The organism is Olleya sp. HaHaR_3_96 (genome assembly GCF_019278545.1).
GTDB lineage: Bacteria > Bacteroidota > Bacteroidia > Flavobacteriales > Flavobacteriaceae > Olleya.
In genome coordinates, this window is record NZ_CP058987.1 from 891203 (window position 1) to 910831 (window position 19629).

4 protein-coding genes are annotated in these 19629 nt (G+C 38.2%); 3 read left to right on the top strand and 1 reads right to left on the bottom strand.

What is annotated here, in order from left to right:
• Positions 1-129: 129 nt before the first annotated feature.
• From H0I26_RS03840 to H0I26_RS03850, 3 genes are read left to right on the top strand one after another with little or no spacing between them, the layout of a single operon-like run.
• Positions 130-15885, top strand: a complete 15756-nt coding sequence (locus H0I26_RS03840; RefSeq protein WP_218701086.1) for a gliding motility-associated C-terminal domain-containing protein — start codon at positions 130-132, stop codon at positions 15883-15885.
• Between the two features lie 55 nt (positions 15886-15940).
• Positions 15941-16885, top strand: a complete 945-nt coding sequence (locus tag H0I26_RS03845) for a type IX secretion system membrane protein PorP/SprF (RefSeq protein WP_218701087.1) — start codon at positions 15941-15943, stop codon at positions 16883-16885.
• Positions 16886-16902: 17 nt separating this feature from the next.
• On the top strand, positions 16903-18849 hold the full coding sequence (locus tag H0I26_RS03850) for an OmpA family protein (RefSeq protein ID WP_218701088.1): 1947 nt from the start codon (positions 16903-16905) through the stop codon (positions 18847-18849).
• A 66-nt stretch (positions 18850-18915) separates the two neighbouring features.
• Here H0I26_RS03850 and H0I26_RS03855 read toward each other — a convergent pair whose 3' ends face one another.
• Positions 18916-19611, bottom strand: coding sequence for a hypothetical protein (locus H0I26_RS03855; RefSeq protein ID WP_218701089.1), 696 nt, complete (start codon positions 19609-19611; stop codon positions 18916-18918).
• Between the last annotated feature and the right edge of the window lie 18 nt (positions 19612-19629).

The following is a 19629-nucleotide window of genomic DNA, read 5'->3' on the forward strand; positions in this document are numbered from 1 at the left end:
TTTGTCGAATTGATACTTGGTTTTTAGTTTTTTACAGGTGAATTGTTAATATTTTAACATAAAATTGTTAACAACTATTTTTTTGAAACAAAAAATAAACAAATTATATTTCATTTTAGGTTAATGCTTATGAAAAAAGTTACTCTGTCTATCCCAAAATTAACAAGTTCCTATTTATTAGGAGTTTTCATTTTTTTAATATCATCATTTAGTGCATATGCACAGTGCGATATTACGGTTATATCAACATCAATGGTATCGACTTGTAGTGATGGTGGTACAGCATCAGATCCAAGTGATGATACGTTTACAGCAGATATTACTATAATTTTTGATGCGGCGCCATCAACTGGTACCTTAGATCTTTCAGGGGACAGTGGTAGTTTGTCTGTACCTGTTACTGGACTGACAACTGCTACCTCTCATACCTTTACGGGAGTAACTATGAGTGCAGATGGAACAGCTATAGATATAACAGCAACATTTGTTGGAGATTTAACATGTACTTCTACATTTAATCAACCATCAGCAGGTTTAGCACCTGTGTCTTGTAGTTTAGTTTGTGCAATTGATACAATATCAATTTCTAATAGTAGTCTGTGTAGTGATAATGGAACACCGACAGATCCTAGCGATGACACTTTTACTACTGATGTGACTATTAATTATACTAATCCTCCTAGTTCGGGGACATTAGAATTAACAGGGGATGGAACAAATTCAGTTGGAGTTGGTGCTATCGGAGCAACGTCCTATATGTTTACTGGAATAGTGATGGCTGCAGATGGAGGGGCTGTTGATTTGACAGCGTCTTTCGTTGGAGGAGGATCAACTTGTGCTTTAAATGTACCAATGGCAGGAACTGCTCCTATATCATGTAGTACAGATTGTGAAGTTTCGAGTATAACAGTGAGTGCTATTTCTAGCTGTGATAATGGAGGGACTCAAGGAGATCCTAGTGATGATACGTTTACTGCGGATGTTACAATTACATACGTTAATCCGCCAACAGGAGGAAACCTTGTCTTATCAGGAGATGGATCTAATACTATTAGTGTTGGTGCTATTGGAGCAACTAGTTATACTTTCTCTTCTGTACTTATGGCTGCAGATGGTAGCGCTATAGATTTAACAGCTGCTTTTTCTGGAGGAACATCTACTTGTACTTTATCTACTTCATCTGGAATGGCTCCAAATTCTTGTAGTACAGAGTGTTTAATAACAAATATTGCAGGCGATAATTTGTCAATATGTAATGATGGAGGAACGCAAGGTGCGGGTCAAGAGGTCGATGATACGTTTACAGCAGATATTACAGTAACGTTTGATTTTGCGCCTGCTTCAGGAACTTTAGATTTAACAGGTGACGGTACAGCTTCAGTTGGAATTGGAGGTTTGGATTCAGCAACAAGTCATACTTTTGTTGGTGTAGTTTTTGCTTCAGATGGAGGTCCTGTAAATTTATCTGCAGATTTTTCTGATGCGTTTACATCATGCTTGTTTAATATTCCAAATACATTTACAGCACAATCGCAATGTAGTACACCCGCCGGAGATGGAGGTTTAGATATATCGAAAAGTCATTGTGATTGGGGGTATACAACAAATGATAAATACATAATAAGATATACGGGTACCTTAACGAATAATGGAGCGAATTCTGTTTATAATATTAATATTACAGACGATCTAGGAACCCCGTTCTTAGGAGATGTAAACATAGAAAATTTTATTTCACGGTCAGCTAATGGTCCTGTGGGATTAGGTGTAACTGCTAATGGTGCTTTTAATGGAACTTCAAATGAGGATGTAATTATTATCCCTACTTTAAGTGAATTGGCTCCTGGCGAAAGTATTACTTATGGTTTTTGTATCGAGGTTGCAGCTGTTGACGCACTAGATGGAACGACTGTTGTAAACGAAATTTTTGCAACAGCAAATGATGTCGTTACCGGTTCTGCTTACGAAACTAGTGGTATAGATACAGAGACCTTTGAGCAAAACTTATCTATTTTAAGTGCAGGATTGGAAATCAATGATGATACTCCACCAGTCAATACGGATGGGACTTCAGATTTCTTTTATACTATAACATTAAGAAACTCAGGAGCAGGGATTGCTACAGATGTAGACTATACAGATTCTTTCGATCATTTGTTTAATAATGGCATTCCGATTAATAGTTTTGTTGTTACACAACTTTCAGGAACATTAAACGCGAATCCAGGATTTGATGGAGGGTCTGGTTTAATAGGAACTTCGTCAAATTTACTGATTCCTGGGCAAACAATGACCCCTAATACGACCGCGAGTTATAGAGTGGATTTAAATGTTGGACCAACGTCTAATCAATCTACCAGAAATACGCAAGGTGTATTTTCAGGTGAGGATGCAAGTGGGAGGCTTGTGTCAGATACCTCAAGAAGAAACCTGACAGCTAATCATGATGATGAGCAATGTATATGTGAACAAACACCAGTAACATTAACGTATACACCAATACCTGTTATTACTAAAACAATTGTAAATGATGATCCTGCAGGAACGTTTGGTCATAGAGATCTAACATTTCAAATCGAAATAGAGAATTCTCCTTTATCTCCCGTGGATTTAATGAATTTACAAATTACAGATAATATTGGCGCAATGTGTCCTGGTAATATAGTAAGTGTGGGAGCTCCAGTTATGGTGTCGTCTACAGCAACTATAGATCCTGTGTTGGATAGCGCCTATACTGGTCAAGGATTAAATGATGTGTTTTTAAATAATACTGGGAGATTAGCACCTGGAGAAAGAGTTATTATTCAAATAGAAGTTGAGGTTATATTGCCTTGTTCAGGAGATAATGTAGCGACTTTTACGTCAACTAATCCTAATGGAGATTCAGTGCCAGTTGTGGCATCTTCGGTTGGAATTAATAATCCACCTGATGCAGTAGATGATACAGGTTCTACTCAAGTAGATACTCCAATTACGATAAATGTCTTAGGTAATGATTCAGATCCTGATTTAGATGCCATTGCATTAACAGAGGTCGAAGGAATATTAATTTCAGATGGTGGCGCTCCCGTAGTGCTTTCGGATGGTACAGTTGTACAGTTGATTGGTGGGGATTTAGTTATTACACCTCCTTCAGGAAGTACAGCACCTGTGTCGTTCCCTTATACAATACAAGATTCAAACGGTAATCAAGACACAGCAAATGTTTTTGTTACTATTTTACCTTGTACAATAACGATTATTAGTACTTCGGATGTAAGTACATGTAATAGTAATGGGACAAGTGGAGACTCTTCTGATGATACATTTACTGCAGACATAACTGTTCAGTTTGATAATATTCCTGGATCAGGAAATTTAGAAATTACTGGTGACGGAGTTGCTACAATTGCAGTGTCATTAATTCCACTAGGAGCGACCTCCTATACATTTCAAGATATTGTTATGTCAGCAGATGGTGGTCCAATAGATTTGACAGCTTTTTTTACAACAGGTCCTTGTTCTTATACGGAATCGGATGCTGGTACAGCTCCAGATTCTTGCAGTACACCTGTAGCAGATATGGCTATTACTAAAACATTAAATGAAGCTGGTCCTTTTATTTCTGGAGATACAGTTTCTTATACTATTGTAGTTAGTAATATAGGTACAGATGTTGCCACTAACGTTTCAATTACAGATGCGCCCACTAATTTAACAATTACGAATGTAGCCGGAGGTTGTACAACATTACCATGTACTATTCCTTCCATTGCTGCGGGGACTCCTGCTAATGATGTGACTATAGTGGTTACGGCAACAATAGATAATCCTGGAATTTTTACAAATACAGCATCAGTTAGTGCTGCAGAAATAGATCCAACCCCTGGTAATAATATTGATGACGGTACAGATGGAAACAATGATGGTGTTGCAACAGGAACATCAGGTTTGGTTACTGTAAAAACACTAGGTAGTGCAGATGCTACACCTGCAGAAGGTGATACAGTTCAATTTATTATTACGGTTACAAATAGTGGTCCTGACGATGCTACAAATGTGTCCTTGATAGATGCTATTCCTACGGAATTAACAGCTACTGCTAATAATGGAAATACAGGTGGAGATCAAACGTCTACGTATACGGCTCCAAACTGGACCATACCTTTTATTGGTAGTGGTCAGTTTGTGACTTTAACAATTGAAGGTGTTGTAAATGCAGGGGAAGATGGAAATACAATAACAAATACGACTACAGCGGCTACTACACCTGATCAAATAGATCCCACTACTACTGGCGATGATTTAACAGAAAGTGTTATAGTTGATGGAGCTATACCTGATCCTTGTGATGCAGTTGCTTCAGGAAATCCTGATAATGATGGTGATGGTGTAAGTGATAGTTGTGATTTGGATGATGATAATGACGGTATTACTGATATAGAAGAAGGGTCTGGTACTGTTGATTCTGATGGAGATGGAAGTCCAGATTCATTTGATTTAGACAGTGATAACGATGGTTGTAACGATGTGTTAGAATCTGGCGGAACAGATAATGACAATGATGGTGTATTAGGAGATACTGCTACGGTTGTAGATAGTGATGGATTAGTTTTAACACCAGGTAGTGGAGATACTACAGGAGGTTATAATGGTGCTAATGGTGCCGAGGTTTTAGCAACAAAAGTAATAGTGGATACATCTCCATCAGATCAGACTGTAAATAGTGGTTCTGATGTTACTTTTTCAGCATTAGTAACAGCAACAAGTACTGCAGCATATAACGGTTTTGCACCAAGTACAACACCCGATTATACTGTTCCTCCGGGAGTAGATGTTTCAGGAACAACTGTATATCAATGGTATTTGGGAGATCCTACAAGTGGTGGAACTTTACTTACAGGTGAAACGAATGCTTCACTGACTTTAACGGCTGTCGATTCTAGTTTTAATGGTAATCAATATTGTGTAGTAATTACGCATCCAGATAATATTTGTTTTACTCAAACAGAATGTGCAATTCTTACAGTATCACCTGTTGCAGATGTTTCTATTACAAAAACATTGAATAATACAGGGCTTTATCAATCAGGAGACACAGTAACATATAATGTTGTTGTGGCTAATATAGGTCCAGATGATGCGACTAATGTTATGATAACAGACACGCCAACAAACTTAACTATAAGTGGAGTTGTTGGTGGTGGTTGTACCTCTTTCCCTTGTACGATACCAACTATTGCAGCTGGTTCTCCTGCAAACGATGTTATAATAACAGTGACGGCCACTATAAATAGTTCAGGTGGATTTACAAATACGGCATCTGTTAGTGCGGATGAAACTGACCCAACTCTAGTAAATAATGAAGATGATGGTAGTGATGGTAATAATGATGGTGTTGCAATTGGAGCATCAGATTTAATTACTGTAAAAACATTATCAAGTGGCAATGCAACTCCTGCTGAAGGAGAAATAGTGACGTATACTATAACAGTGACCAATACAGGTCCTACAGATGCTACAAATGTTTCGCTAGCAGATACGATTCCTGCAGAATTAACAGCTACTACTAATAATGGAAATACAGGAGGAGATCAACCATCTGTTTATACAGCACCTAACTGGACAATTCCTTTTATAGGAAGTGGTCAATTTGTGACTTTAACAATTGAAGGGACAGTAAATTTAGGAGAAGACGGAAATACAATTACAAATATAACTACTGCAGCTACGACTCCAGATCAAACAGACCCTACAACTACAGGTGATGATTTAACAGAGAGCGTTATAGTTGATGGTTGTATAGACACAGACGGAGATGGTGATTGTGATAGTACAGATCCAGATAGTAATGATCCTTGTAATTTTACAGCAGGAAGTATAGCAGATACTTCAAATGCCATATGGGCAGCCGCAGATTGTGATGGAGATGGTGATCCAAATGGAACAGATCCAGACCCAACAAATCCTTGTGAGTTTACAACAGGAACATCTACGCCAACAAATCCAATGATGGTAGGAACTCCAGAACAAACAGCCTATGATATTTGGGCAATGGTAGATTGTGACGGTGATGGTGTTATAAATGGTCAAGAAGTTATTGATATGACTAATTCTTATGATTATTGCGACTATTTAGTCATTAATCAAGACTATACGGTTACGTCTTCACAGTTTCAAAATGCAGATTGTGATGGTGATGGAGTAACTAATGGAAATGAAATAGATCCTGATAATGATGGCGTTGATGATGGAAATGGAACGGACCCGTCTGATCCTTGTTCATACGAACCTTTATTAGTGACATTAACGCAAACAGGAGCTTGGATATTAGCGGACTGCGATGGTGATGGTGATCCTAATGGAAGTGATCCAGACCCTCAAGATCCTTGTATATTTAAAGTAGGGACAACGCCACCTACAGATCCAGGAACACCTGGTAGTTCAGAACAAACAGCCTACGATATTTGGGCAGCAGCGGATTGTGATGGAGATGGTGATACAAATGGGACAGATCCAGATCCGGAAAATCCATGTGTATTTACAGCAGGAAGTACAGCAGATACAACAAACCCAATTTGGCAAGCAGCCGATTGTGATGGTGATGGTGAGACAAATGGCACAGAAAATAATAATGGTTCAGACCCAACGGATCCTTGTAGCGTAAGTGGAACATCAACAATACCTGCAGTAAGTGATTCTAACTATGCAGTTTGGGCAGCAGCGGATTGTGATGGTGATGGTGAGAGTAACGGGACGGAAGTAATGAATGGAACAGACCCTTTCGATCCATGTAGTGTTACAACACCAACAATTCCAGCGGTAAGCGATTCAAACTATGCGGTTTGGGCAGCAGCCGATTGTGATGGAGATGGGACGTTAAACGGAACAGATACAGCACCTTTCGATCCATGTGTAGATAATGGAACAATAGGAGATGAAGATACAAGTAATGCCATTTGGCAAGCAGCGGATTGTGATGGAGATGGAACACCAAATGGAACAGATACAGCGCCTTATGATCCATGCGTGGATGATGGAATAACAGGAGATGAAGACACAGCGAATGCAATTTGGGCTTCAGCTGATTGTGATGGTGATGGTGTAATTAATGATACAGAAATCGCAGATGGCACTGATCCAAACGATGCTTGTGATTATAACGTGTCGAGTGTAACAGTAGCAGTAACCAGTACAGTAGATTGTGATGGAGATGGTGTAACAGATGCAGATGAAATCGCAGATGGTACTGATCCAAACAATGCTTGTGATTATAACGTTTCAAGCATAACAGTAGCAGTAACCAGTACAGTAGATTGTGATGGTGATGGTGTAACAGATGCAGATGAGATAAACGGACCAGATGGCGACCCAACAACAGCAGATGGAACAGATCCAAATGATGCTTGTGATTATGATGTAGCAAGTGTAACATTAGCTGTAACAAGTACAGTAGATTGTGATGGCGATGGAGTTATTGATGCGGATGAAATTGCAGATGGCACTGATCCAAACGATGCTTGTGATTATAACGTGTCGAGTGTAACAGTAGCAGTAACCAGTACAGTAGATTGTGATGGCGATGGTGTAACAGATGCGGATGAAATCGCAGATGGCACTGATCCAAACGATGCTTGTGATTATAACGTGTCAAGTGTAACAGTAGCAGTAACCAGTACAGTAGATTGTGATGGCGATGGTGTAACAGACGCGGATGAAATCGCAGATGGAACGGATCCAAACAGTGCTTGTGATTATAACGTTTCAAGTGTAACAGTAGCAGTAACCAGTACAGTAGATTGTGATGGTGATGGTGTAACAGATGCAGATGAGATAAACGGACCAGATGGCGACCCAACAACAGCAGATGGCACTGATCCAAATGATGCTTGTGATTATAATGTATCAAGTGTAACATTAGCAGTAACCAGTACAGTAGATTGTGATGGCGATGGTGTTATTGATGCGGATGAAATTGCAGATGGCACTGATCCAAATGATGCTTGTGATTATAATGTGTCGAGTGTAACAGTAGCAGTAACCAGTACAGTAGATTGTGATGGCGATGGTGTAACAGATGCGGATGAAATCGCAGATGGCACAGATCCAAATGATGCTTGTGATTATAACGTGTCGAGTGTAACAGTAGCAGTAACCAGTACAGTAGATTGTGATGGCGATGGTGTAACAGACGCGGATGAAATCGCAGATGGAACCGATCCAAACAATGCTTGTGATTATAACGTGTCAAGTGTAACAGTAGCAGTAACCAGTACAGTAGATTGTGATGGCGATGGTGTAACAGATGCAGATGAGATAAACGGACCAGATGGAGATCCAACAACAGCAGATGGCACAGATCCAAATGATGCTTGTGATTATAATGTGTCAAGTGTAACATTAGCGGTAACAAGTACAGTAGATTGTGATGGCGATGGAGTTATTGATGCGGATGAAATTGCAGATGGCACTGATCCAAATGATGCTTGTGATTATAATGTGTCGAGTGTAACAGTAGCAGTAACCAGTACAGTAGATTGTGATGGCGATGGTGTAACAGATGCGGATGAAATCGCAGATGGCACAGATCCAAATGATGCTTGTGATTATAACGTGTCGAGTGTAACAGTAGCAGTAACCAGTACAGTAGATTGTGATGGAGATGGTGTAACAGACGCGGATGAAATCGCAGATGGAACCGATCCAAATAGTGCTTGTGATTATAATGTGTCAAGTGTAACAGTAGCAGTAACCAGTGCGGTAGATTGTGATGGAGATGGTGTAACAGATGCAGATGAGATAAACGGACCAGATGGCGACCCAACAACAGCAGATGGCACTGATCCAAATGATGCTTGTGATTATAATGTGACAAGTGTAACATTAGCTGTAACAAGTACAGTAGATTGTGATGGCGATGGAGTTATTGATGCGGATGAAATTGCAGATGGCACTGATCCAAACGATGCTTGTGATTATAACGTGTCGAGTGTAACAGTAGCAGTAACCAGTACAGTAGATTGTGATGGAGATGGTGTAACAGATGCAGATGAAATCGCAGATGGCACTGATCCAAACGATGCTTGTGATTATAACGTGTCAAGTGTAACAGTAACAGTAACAAGTACAGTAGATTGTGATGGCGATGGTGTAACAGATGCAGATGAAATCGCAGATGGAACCGATCCAAACAGTGCTTGTGATTATAATGTGTCAAGTGTAACAGTAGCAGTAACCAGTGCGGTAGATTGTGATGGCGATGGTGTAACAGATGCAGATGAGATAAACGGACCAGATGGCGACCCAACAACAGCAGATGGCACTGATCCAAATGATGCTTGTGATTATAATGTGACAAGTGTAACATTAGCTGTAACAAGTACAGTAGATTGTGATGGCGATGGAGTTATTGATGCGGATGAAATTGCAGATGGCACTGATCCAAACGATGCTTGTGATTATAACGTGTCGAGTGTAACAGTAGCAGTAACCAGTACAGTAGATTGTGATGGAGATGGTGTAACAGATGCAGATGAAATCGCAGATGGCACTGATCCAAACGATGCTTGTGATTATAACGTTTCAAGTATAACAGTAGCAGTAACAAGTACAGTAGATTGTGATGGAGATGGTGTAACAGACGCGGATGAAATCGCAGATGGAACCGATCCAAACAATGCTTGTGATTATACAGTAGCTAGCATAACAGTAGCAGTAACCAGTGCAGTAGATTGTGATGGCGATGGTGTAACAGATGCAGATGAGATAAACGGACCAGATGGCGACCCAACAACAGCAGATGGCACTGATCCAAATGATGCTTGTGATTATAATGTGACAAGTGTAACATTAGCTGTAACAAGTACAGTAGATTGTGATGGCGATGGAGTTATTGATGCGGATGAAATTGCAGATGGCACTGATCCAAACGATGCTTGTGATTATAACGTGTCGAGTGTAACAGTAGCAGTAACCAGTACAGTAGATTGTGATGGAGATGGTGTAACAGATGCAGATGAAATCGCAGATGGCACTGATCCAAACGATGCTTGTGATTATAACGTGTCAAGTGTAACAGTAACAGTAACAAGTACAGTAGATTGTGATGGCGATGGTGTAACAGATGCAGATGAAATCGCAGATGGAACCGATCCAAACAGTGCTTGTGATTATAATGTGTCAAGTGTAACAGTAGCAGTAACCAGTGCGGTAGATTGTGATGGCGATGGTGTAACAGATGCAGATGAGATAAACGGACCAGATGGCGACCCAACAACAGCAGATGGCACTGATCCAAATGATGCTTGTGATTATAATGTGACAAGTGTAACATTAGCTGTAACAAGTACAGTAGATTGTGATGGCGATGGAGTTATTGATGCGGATGAAATTGCAGATGGCACTGATCCAAACGATGCTTGTGATTATAACGTGTCGAGTGTAACAGTAGCAGTAACCAGTACAGTAGATTGTGATGGAGATGGTGTAACAGATGCAGATGAAATCGCAGATGGCACTGATCCAAACGATGCTTGTGATTATAACGTTTCAAGTATAACAGTAGCAGTAACAAGTACAGTAGATTGTGATGGAGATGGTGTAACAGACGCGGATGAAATCGCAGATGGAACCGATCCAAACAATGCTTGTGATTATACAGTAGCTAGCATAACAGTAGCAGTAACCAGTGCAGTAGATTGTGATGGCGATGGTGTAACAGATGCAGATGAGATAAACGGACCAGATGGCGACCCAACAACAGCAGATGGCACTGATCCAAATGATGCTTGTGATTATAATGTATCAAGTGTAACATTAGCTGTAACAAGTACAGTCGATTGTGATGGCGATGGAGTTATTGATGCGGATGAAATTGCAGATGGCACTGATCCAAACGATGCTTGTGATTATAATGTGTCGAGTGTAACAGTAGCAGTAACAAGTACAGTAGATTGTGATGGCGATGGTGTAACAGATGCGGATGAAATCGCAGATGGCACTGATCCAAACGATGCTTGTGATTATAACGTGTCAAGTGTAACAGTAGCAGTAACAAGTACAGTAGATTGTGATGGCGATGGTGTAACAGACGCGGATGAAATCGCAGATGGAACCGATCCAAACAATGCTTGTGATTATACAGTAGCTAGCATAACAGTAGCAGTAACCAGTGCAGTAGATTGTGATGGCGATGGTGTAACAGATGCAGATGAGATAAACGGACCAGATGGCGACCCAACAACAGCAGATGGCACTGATCCAAATGATGCTTGTGATTATAATGTGTCAAGTGTAACATTAGCTGTAACAAGTACAGTAGATTGTGATGGCGATGGAGTTATTGATGCGGATGAAATTGCAGATGGCACTGATCCAAACGATGCTTGTGATTATAACGTGTCGAATGTAACAGTAGCAGTAACCAGTACAGTAGATTGTGATGGCGATGGTGTAACAGATGCAGATGAAATCGGAGATGGCACTGATCCAAACGACGCTTGTGATTATAACGTGTCAAGTGTAACAGTAGCAGTAACAAGTACAGTAGATTGTGATGGAGATGGTGTAACAGACGCGGATGAAATCGCAGATGGAACCGATCCAAACAATGCTTGTGATTATACAGTAGCTAGCATAACAGTAGCAGTAACCAGTGCAGTAGATTGTGATGGCGATGGTGTAACAGATGCAGATGAGATAAACGGACCAGATGGCGACCCAACAACAGCAGATGGCACTGATCCAAATGATGCTTGTGATTATAATGTGACAAGTGTAACATTAGCTGTAACAAGTACAGTAGATTGTGATGGCGATGGAGTTATTGATGCGGATGAAATTGCAGATGGCACTGATCCAAACGATGCTTGTGATTATAACGTGTCGAGTGTAACAGTAGCAGTAACCAGTACAGTAGATTGTGATGGAGATGGTGTAACAGATGCAGATGAAATCGCAGATGGCACTGATCCAAACGATGCTTGTGATTATAACGTGTCAAGTGTAACAGTAACAGTAACAAGTACAGTAGATTGTGATGGCGATGGTGTAACAGATGCAGATGAAATCGCAGATGGAACCGATCCAAACAGTGCTTGTGATTATAATGTGTCAAGTGTAACAGTAGCAGTAACCAGTGCGGTAGATTGTGATGGCGATGGTGTAACAGATGCAGATGAGATAAACGGACCAGATGGCGACCCAACAACAGCAGATGGCACTGATCCAAATGATGCTTGTGATTATAATGTGACAAGTGTAACATTAGCTGTAACAAGTACAGTAGATTGTGATGGCGATGGAGTTATTGATGCGGATGAAATTGCAGATGGCACTGATCCAAACGATGCTTGTGATTATAACGTGTCGAGTGTAACAGTAGCAGTAACCAGTACAGTAGATTGTGATGGAGATGGTGTAACAGATGCAGATGAAATCGCAGATGGCACTGATCCAAACGATGCTTGTGATTATAACGTTTCAAGTATAACAGTAGCAGTAACAAGTACAGTAGATTGTGATGGAGATGGTGTAACAGACGCGGATGAAATCGCAGATGGAACCGATCCAAACAATGCTTGTGATTATACAGTAGCTAGCATAACAGTAGCAGTAACCAGTGCAGTAGATTGTGATGGCGATGGTGTAACAGATGCAGATGAGATAAACGGACCAGATGGCGACCCAACAACAGCAGATGGCACTGATCCAAATGATGCTTGTGATTATAATGTATCAAGTGTAACATTAGCTGTAACAAGTACAGTCGATTGTGATGGCGATGGAGTTATTGATGCGGATGAAATTGCAGATGGCACTGATCCAAACGATGCTTGTGATTATAATGTGTCGAGTGTAACAGTAGCAGTAGCAAGTACAGTAGATTGTGATGGCGATGGTGTAACAGATGCGGATGAAATCGCAGATGGCACTGATCCAAACGATGCTTGTGATTATAACGTGTCAAGTGTAACAGTAGCAGTAACAAGTACAGTAGATTGTGATGGCGATGGTGTAACAGATGCAGATGAGATCGCAGATGGAACGGATCCAAACAGTGCTTGTGATTATAACGTTTCAAGTGTAACAGTAGCAGTAACCAGTGCAGTAGATTGTGATGGTGATGGTGTAACAGATGCAGATGAGATAGCTGCAGGAACTGATCCAAATGATGCTTGTGATTATAATTTAGGAGACATAACAGTACCAGTAACAAGCACAGTAGATTGTGATGGTGATGGTGTAACTGATGGTGATGAGATAAACGGGCCAGATGGTGATCCAACAACAGCAGATGGAACAAACCCAACTGATCCATGTGATTATGATGTAGCAAGTATTACAGTAGTAGTAACAAGTACAATAGATTGTGATGGTGATGGTGTTATTGATGCAGATGAAATTACAGATGGTACAGATCCAAATGATCCATGTGATTTGAATACAGGAAGCATAACGGTAACCCCTTCAGGAGACTACTTAAATGCTGATTGTGATGGTGATGGTGTTACAAATGGAGATGAGATAGCAACGGGTACAGATCCAAATGATCCATGTGATTATGATGGTTCAATCCAGGATATTACTATGGTAAGTACATTATGGTTAGGAGCTGATTGTGATGGTGATGGTGTATCTAATGGTACAGAGCTTGGCGATGGAACAGACGCATTAGACCCTTGTAGTTATTTAGTTACTAATCAAGATATAAATATTGTTACTTCTGAATGGAATAATGCTGATTGTGATGGTGATGGTGTAACTAATGGTGATGAGATAATTGACGGAACAGATTTATTAAATGCATGTGATTATGATCTTGCAAGTGTAACTTTAGCTGCAACTAGTACAGTAGATTGTGATGGTGATGGCGTAACAGATGCAGATGAAATAGCATCAGGAACAGATCCAAGCGATGCTTGTGATTATAACTTAGTAGACATAACTGTAGCAGTAACCAGTACAGTAGATTGTGATGGTGATGGCGTAACAGATGCAGATGAAATAGCATCAGGTACAGATACAAATGATGCTTGTGATTATAATTTAGGAGACATAACAGTCGCAGTAACAAGTACAGTGGATTGTGATGGTGATGGTGTAACTGATGGTGATGAGATAAACGGGCCAGATGGTGATCCAACCACACCAGATGGAACAAATCCAACTGATCCATGTGATTATGATGTAGCAAGTATTACAGTAGTAGTAACAAGTACAGTAGATTGTGATGGTGATGGTGTTATTGATGCAGATGAAATTACAGATGGTACAGATCCAAACGATCCATGTGATTTCAATACGGGAAGCATAACGGTAATCCCTTCAGGAGATTACTTAAATTCTGATTGTGATGGTGATGGTGTTTCAAATGGAGACGAGATAGCAACAGGTACAGATCCAAATGATCCATGTGATTATGATTCATCTGTTCAAAATTCAACTATTCTTTCTGTTCAATGGTTAGGATTAGATTGTGATGGCGATGGTGTATCAAATGGTACTGAACTTGCAGACGGAACAGACCCACTAGATCCTTGTGATTATTTAGTTAATAGTCAAGATTTAAATATTCTTACGTCTGCATGGAATAATGCAGATTGTGATGGGGATGGTGTAACTAATGGGGATGAATTACTAGATGCAACAGATCCAAACGATCCATGCGACTTTGTAGTAGGAAGTCAAACATTAGCAACTTCAGTTGATTTTATGGCTGCAGATTGTGATGGGGATGGAGTAACTAATGACGATGAAATACTAGATGGAACAGATCCAAATGAACCTTGTGATTTCATAACTACTAGTATAACTGTTTTAGCTAGTGATGAATGGAATGAATTAGATTGTGATGGAGATGGTGTTACCAATGAAGATGAACTAATTGATGGTACAGGTCCATTAGATCCTTGTCAATTCGATCTTGATAATGTTACGCTTAATCAAAATCAAGCTTGGGATGTCTTAGATTGTGATGGAGATGGAGTAGTTAATGGAGATGAAATCGATGACGGAACAGATCCATTAGATCTATGTAGCTTTATTTTAGAGAGTCAAACAGTTAGTCCAAGTCAAGAATGGTTAGATGCAGATTGTGATGGAGACGGAACACCAAATGGTAACGACAATGATACTGATGATCCATGTATATTTGATTTAGATAATATCGATTTGACTTCTATTTCTGATGATATTGCATTCTCTGATTGTGATGGTGATGGAGTAACAAATATAGACGAGATTGATCCTGATGGTGATGGAATTGTTGGACCAAACGGAACAGATGCTAACGATCCTTGCGACTTTAATTTAGAAGTTCAAAGTATAGAGCCAAGTCAAGACTGGGATAATTTAGATTGTGATGGTGATGGTGTTGATAATGGGACAGAAGTTATTGATGGAACAGATCCAACTGATTCTTGTGATTTTGACTTCGAAAGTCAAGATATTAGCATAGTTAGTGACAATTGGTTGAATTCTGATTGTGATTGTGACGGAGATGGAGACGGATTTACTAATGGAGAAGAATTATCTGATAATAATGATAATGGAATACCTGATTATGCAGAGTGTAATAATGGTAATCCTGATGCTGAAGATGGTTTAAATATCTTTGATATTATGACACCTAATGGGGATGGAGATAATGATGTATTTGTAATTAGTGGTATTGAAAATTATCCAAATAATACATTACAGATTTATAACCGTTGGGGAGTTGAAGTATATAATGTAGATGGCTACGGTCAAGGTAATAATTTCTTTAGAGGTATTTCTGAAGGTAGAGTTACTGTTAAAAGGGACGAAAAACTTCCTGTAGGAACATACTATTATGTATTGACATATATTGACAATGATGGTAATTCTGAACAAAAAGCTGGACCATTATATATTAATAGAAAATAAATTATCAAATACCAGTAACTTATAATTAGAGTTACTGGTTTAAACTTATACAAAAATGAAAAATTATTGCATAGTTATTTTAGCCGTAATGGGATTAGGATTTTATTCTAATCAAAGTTATGCGCAACAAGATGCTCAATACACTCAATACATGTATAACACACTTAGTGTTAACCCAGCTTATGCTGGTTCTAGAGATGTATTAAGTTTTGTTGGTTTATATAGGACGCAATGGGTCGGTTTAGACGGGGCGCCAGACACCTTTACAGCATCATTACACTCACCAGTAGGAGAAAAGGTTGGAGTAGGTCTTAATATTACACAAGATGAAATATTTATTACTAGTGAAACTTATATTGACTTATCATTTAGTTACACCTTAGACTTGGCAAATGATGCTAAGTTAGCATTAGGGCTAAAAGCTGGAGGACACTTTTTAAATATAGATACCAATAAGTTAAATACTGGAGCTTTCAATCAAGGCGATTCTGATACGGAGATAAATGTGGATAATAAATTTTCTCCACAATTTGGACTAGGACTTTATTATTATACAGACACCTTTTACTTAGGTTTAAGTGCTCCCAATATTTTGGAGACAGAGCATTTTGATGAAAATGCAGCAAATAATAACTCTTTTGCAACAGCAAAGGAAAAGGTTAATTTTTATATTATGGCAGGAAAAATATTTGACTTAACTCCAGATATTAAATTTAAACCGTCCACATTATTTAAAGTTGTTGATGGAGCACCATTACAAGTCGATTTATCTGCTAGCGTTTTATTAAAAGAAAAACTAACTTTAGGTCTTGCTTACAGATGGAATGCTGCAATGAGTGCTATGGCTGGTTTTCAAGTTTCAGATCAGATTATGCTTGGTATTGCATATGATAGAGAAACGACAGAATTGCAACAATTTAATGACGGATCTTATGAAGTGTTTTTAAGATTTGAATTGTTCAAAAGAAATAACCGTATGATTTCTCCAAGATTCTTCTAACCCCAAAAACAATTACTATGAGAAATAAAATTACATTATATATTACCTTATTTTTTCTTTCAATAAATGTTTTATTGGCTCAAGAGAAAAAAGAAGTCACAGAAGGGAATAAAGAGTTTGATAAATTAGCCTATATAGAGGCAAGAGAATCCTACTTAAAAGCAGCTAGTGATGGCGTTAATTCCGATCAACTATTAAAAAACTTAGGGGATTCTTATTATTTTAATGCTGATTATAAAAATGCAGCTAAATGGTATGGACAATTATTTGAGTCATCAGATAATATTGAACCAGAATATATCTATCGTTATGCACTGTCTTTAAAAAGTGATGAAAAGTATTTGGCTTCAGATAATGTAATGGAGAAATTTAATGAGACTAAAGGGGAAGACTACCGTGCTAATTTATTTGTAAATGAAAGAAATTATTTAGAAGAAATAGAATTGCAGTCTGGACGTTTTGAACTTATTAACGTACATTTTAATTCTAAATTATCAGATTTTGCACCTTCATTTTATCAAGGGACATTAATTTATTCATCTAATAGAAATGCAAGAGGGTTTTCTAAAAGAGTTCATGACTGGAATGAACAGCCTTTTTTAGACCTTTATAAACTCAATGATACGGATGGTTCAAAACCAAGTAGTTCTAAATTTAGTAGTGAAATAAACTCTATTTATCATGAGTCTACTGCCGTTTTTACTAAGGATGATTTAACCATGTATTTTACAAGAAACAATTATACAGATGAAGATTATAAGCAGGATGAAGAAGGTACCAATAGATTAAAATTATATAGAGCAAAACGAGCGGATAAGAACAGTACGGATTGGGATGTTCAAGAATTACCATTTAACAGTGATCAATATTCAGTGGCGCATCCAGCATTAAGTCCTGATGGAAAAACACTTTATTTTGCTAGTGATATGCCGGGGTCAAAAGGATTTTCTGATTTGTATAAAGTGGAAGTAAACAATGGTGCTTTCGGAGAAATTAAAAATCTTGGAGACAAAATTAATACAGAAGGGAGAGAGACTTTTCCATTTATTAGTAAAGATAATAAATTATATTTTGCATCAGATGGGCACGTTGGTTTAGGGGGCTTGGATATTTTTGTTTCAGATTTAAAGGATAATAAAATTGGTGATGTTTTTAATTTAGGAAGACCTGTAAACGGACCAGATGATGATTTTACTTTTATTATTAATAACATAACTGGTATTGGGTATTTTGCTTCAAATAGAGCTGGAGGTGTTGGAGATGATGATATTTATAGTTTTAAAAGTATAAAACCATTAATTACTAAATGCGAACAATCTATCAATGGGATTGTGTTAGATGTTAAAGATGACCAACCAATAGCCAATGCTGTTGTGTACCTGTTGAATGAAAATAATAAAATTATAGATGAAAAGACGTCTAGAATAGATGGTAGTTTTAGCTTTACTTTAGATTGTTCTCAAACGTATTCTATTAGGTCTACTAAAGAAGCGTATAGCCCTGCCGAAAAAGTGTTTAATACACCAAATAGGACAGGTGTTGTAGAGCGTGCTTTATTTATGAAAAAACAAGATGTGCTTCCTGCTCCATTAGGAACGGATATTGCACCTTTGTTAGGTATAAATATTATTTACTTTGATTTAGATAAAGCTTATATAAGACAAGATGCAGAAGTCGAATTGCGTAAAATAATTGATTTCTTAAATGTGTACTCTAATGTTAATATTGATGTGAGATCGCATACGGATAGTCGTAATACAAGTGAGTATAATCTTGATTTATCTAATAGAAGAGCTAAATCAACGATAGACTATCTAGTTACTGTTGGTGGTATTAATAGCGCAAGACTAACAGGTCAAGGGTATGGAGAAACACAATTGCGAAATAGATGTAGTGACGGTACGCCTTGTAGTGAGTCTGAACATCAATTAAACAGAAGAAGTGAATTTATTATAGTAAAATAAATAATATGTTTATATATAAAAAAAAGCCTTCCAATTGGAAGGCTTTTTTTATAAGCTAGTGTTAATTTAATTTTCTGTGTCAGTTGCCTCTTGAGGTGATAGAGCATTTTTAGCAAGTAGAGCCATATTAAATCGAGGCTCAATAGCTAAAGCTTTATCTAATAATAAAACGGCAGCAGTTTTGTTTGTGTCTTTATTCTCATTAAACTTGATTAAAGCATCCAAATAATAGAAAGCAGATTTTAAAGGAACTTTATAAGGTTGTTGTGTTTCGTAAAAACTTTTACCTTGGTTGTCTTTTACATTAGCTAATCCTAAGTCGATATACTTTTTTGCTTCTGTAAGCTTATTCATATTTAGGTTGATTTCAGCGAGCTCATAAGCGACTTGTGCATTTTGATATTTATCATAAATCGTTTTGAAAAAAGGATAAGAACCTTCTGCGTTTCCTAAAGATTTTAATGATACAGCCTTTACTTCTAAAGCCATATCAGAATCGGTAGCTTTTTGCTCTATACCAATAGTGTTTAACGCTTGGTTAAATTTCCCTTCGTTTAGATAAATATAAGCTAGAGTGTCTTTTCTTGCTTCAGATGGTTTTAAAACATTAAGATGCGTTATGGCATTAATAATACCTTGAGCATCACCTTGCGTCTTCATTTGTTTGTAATACGCCTCGTAATGCTTTGTCAAATCATCATTGGATTGAGCAATAGCTCCAAAACTGAAACTAAAAAGGGCTAAATAAAGTATCTTTTTCATGGTTATAATTTTAATTAC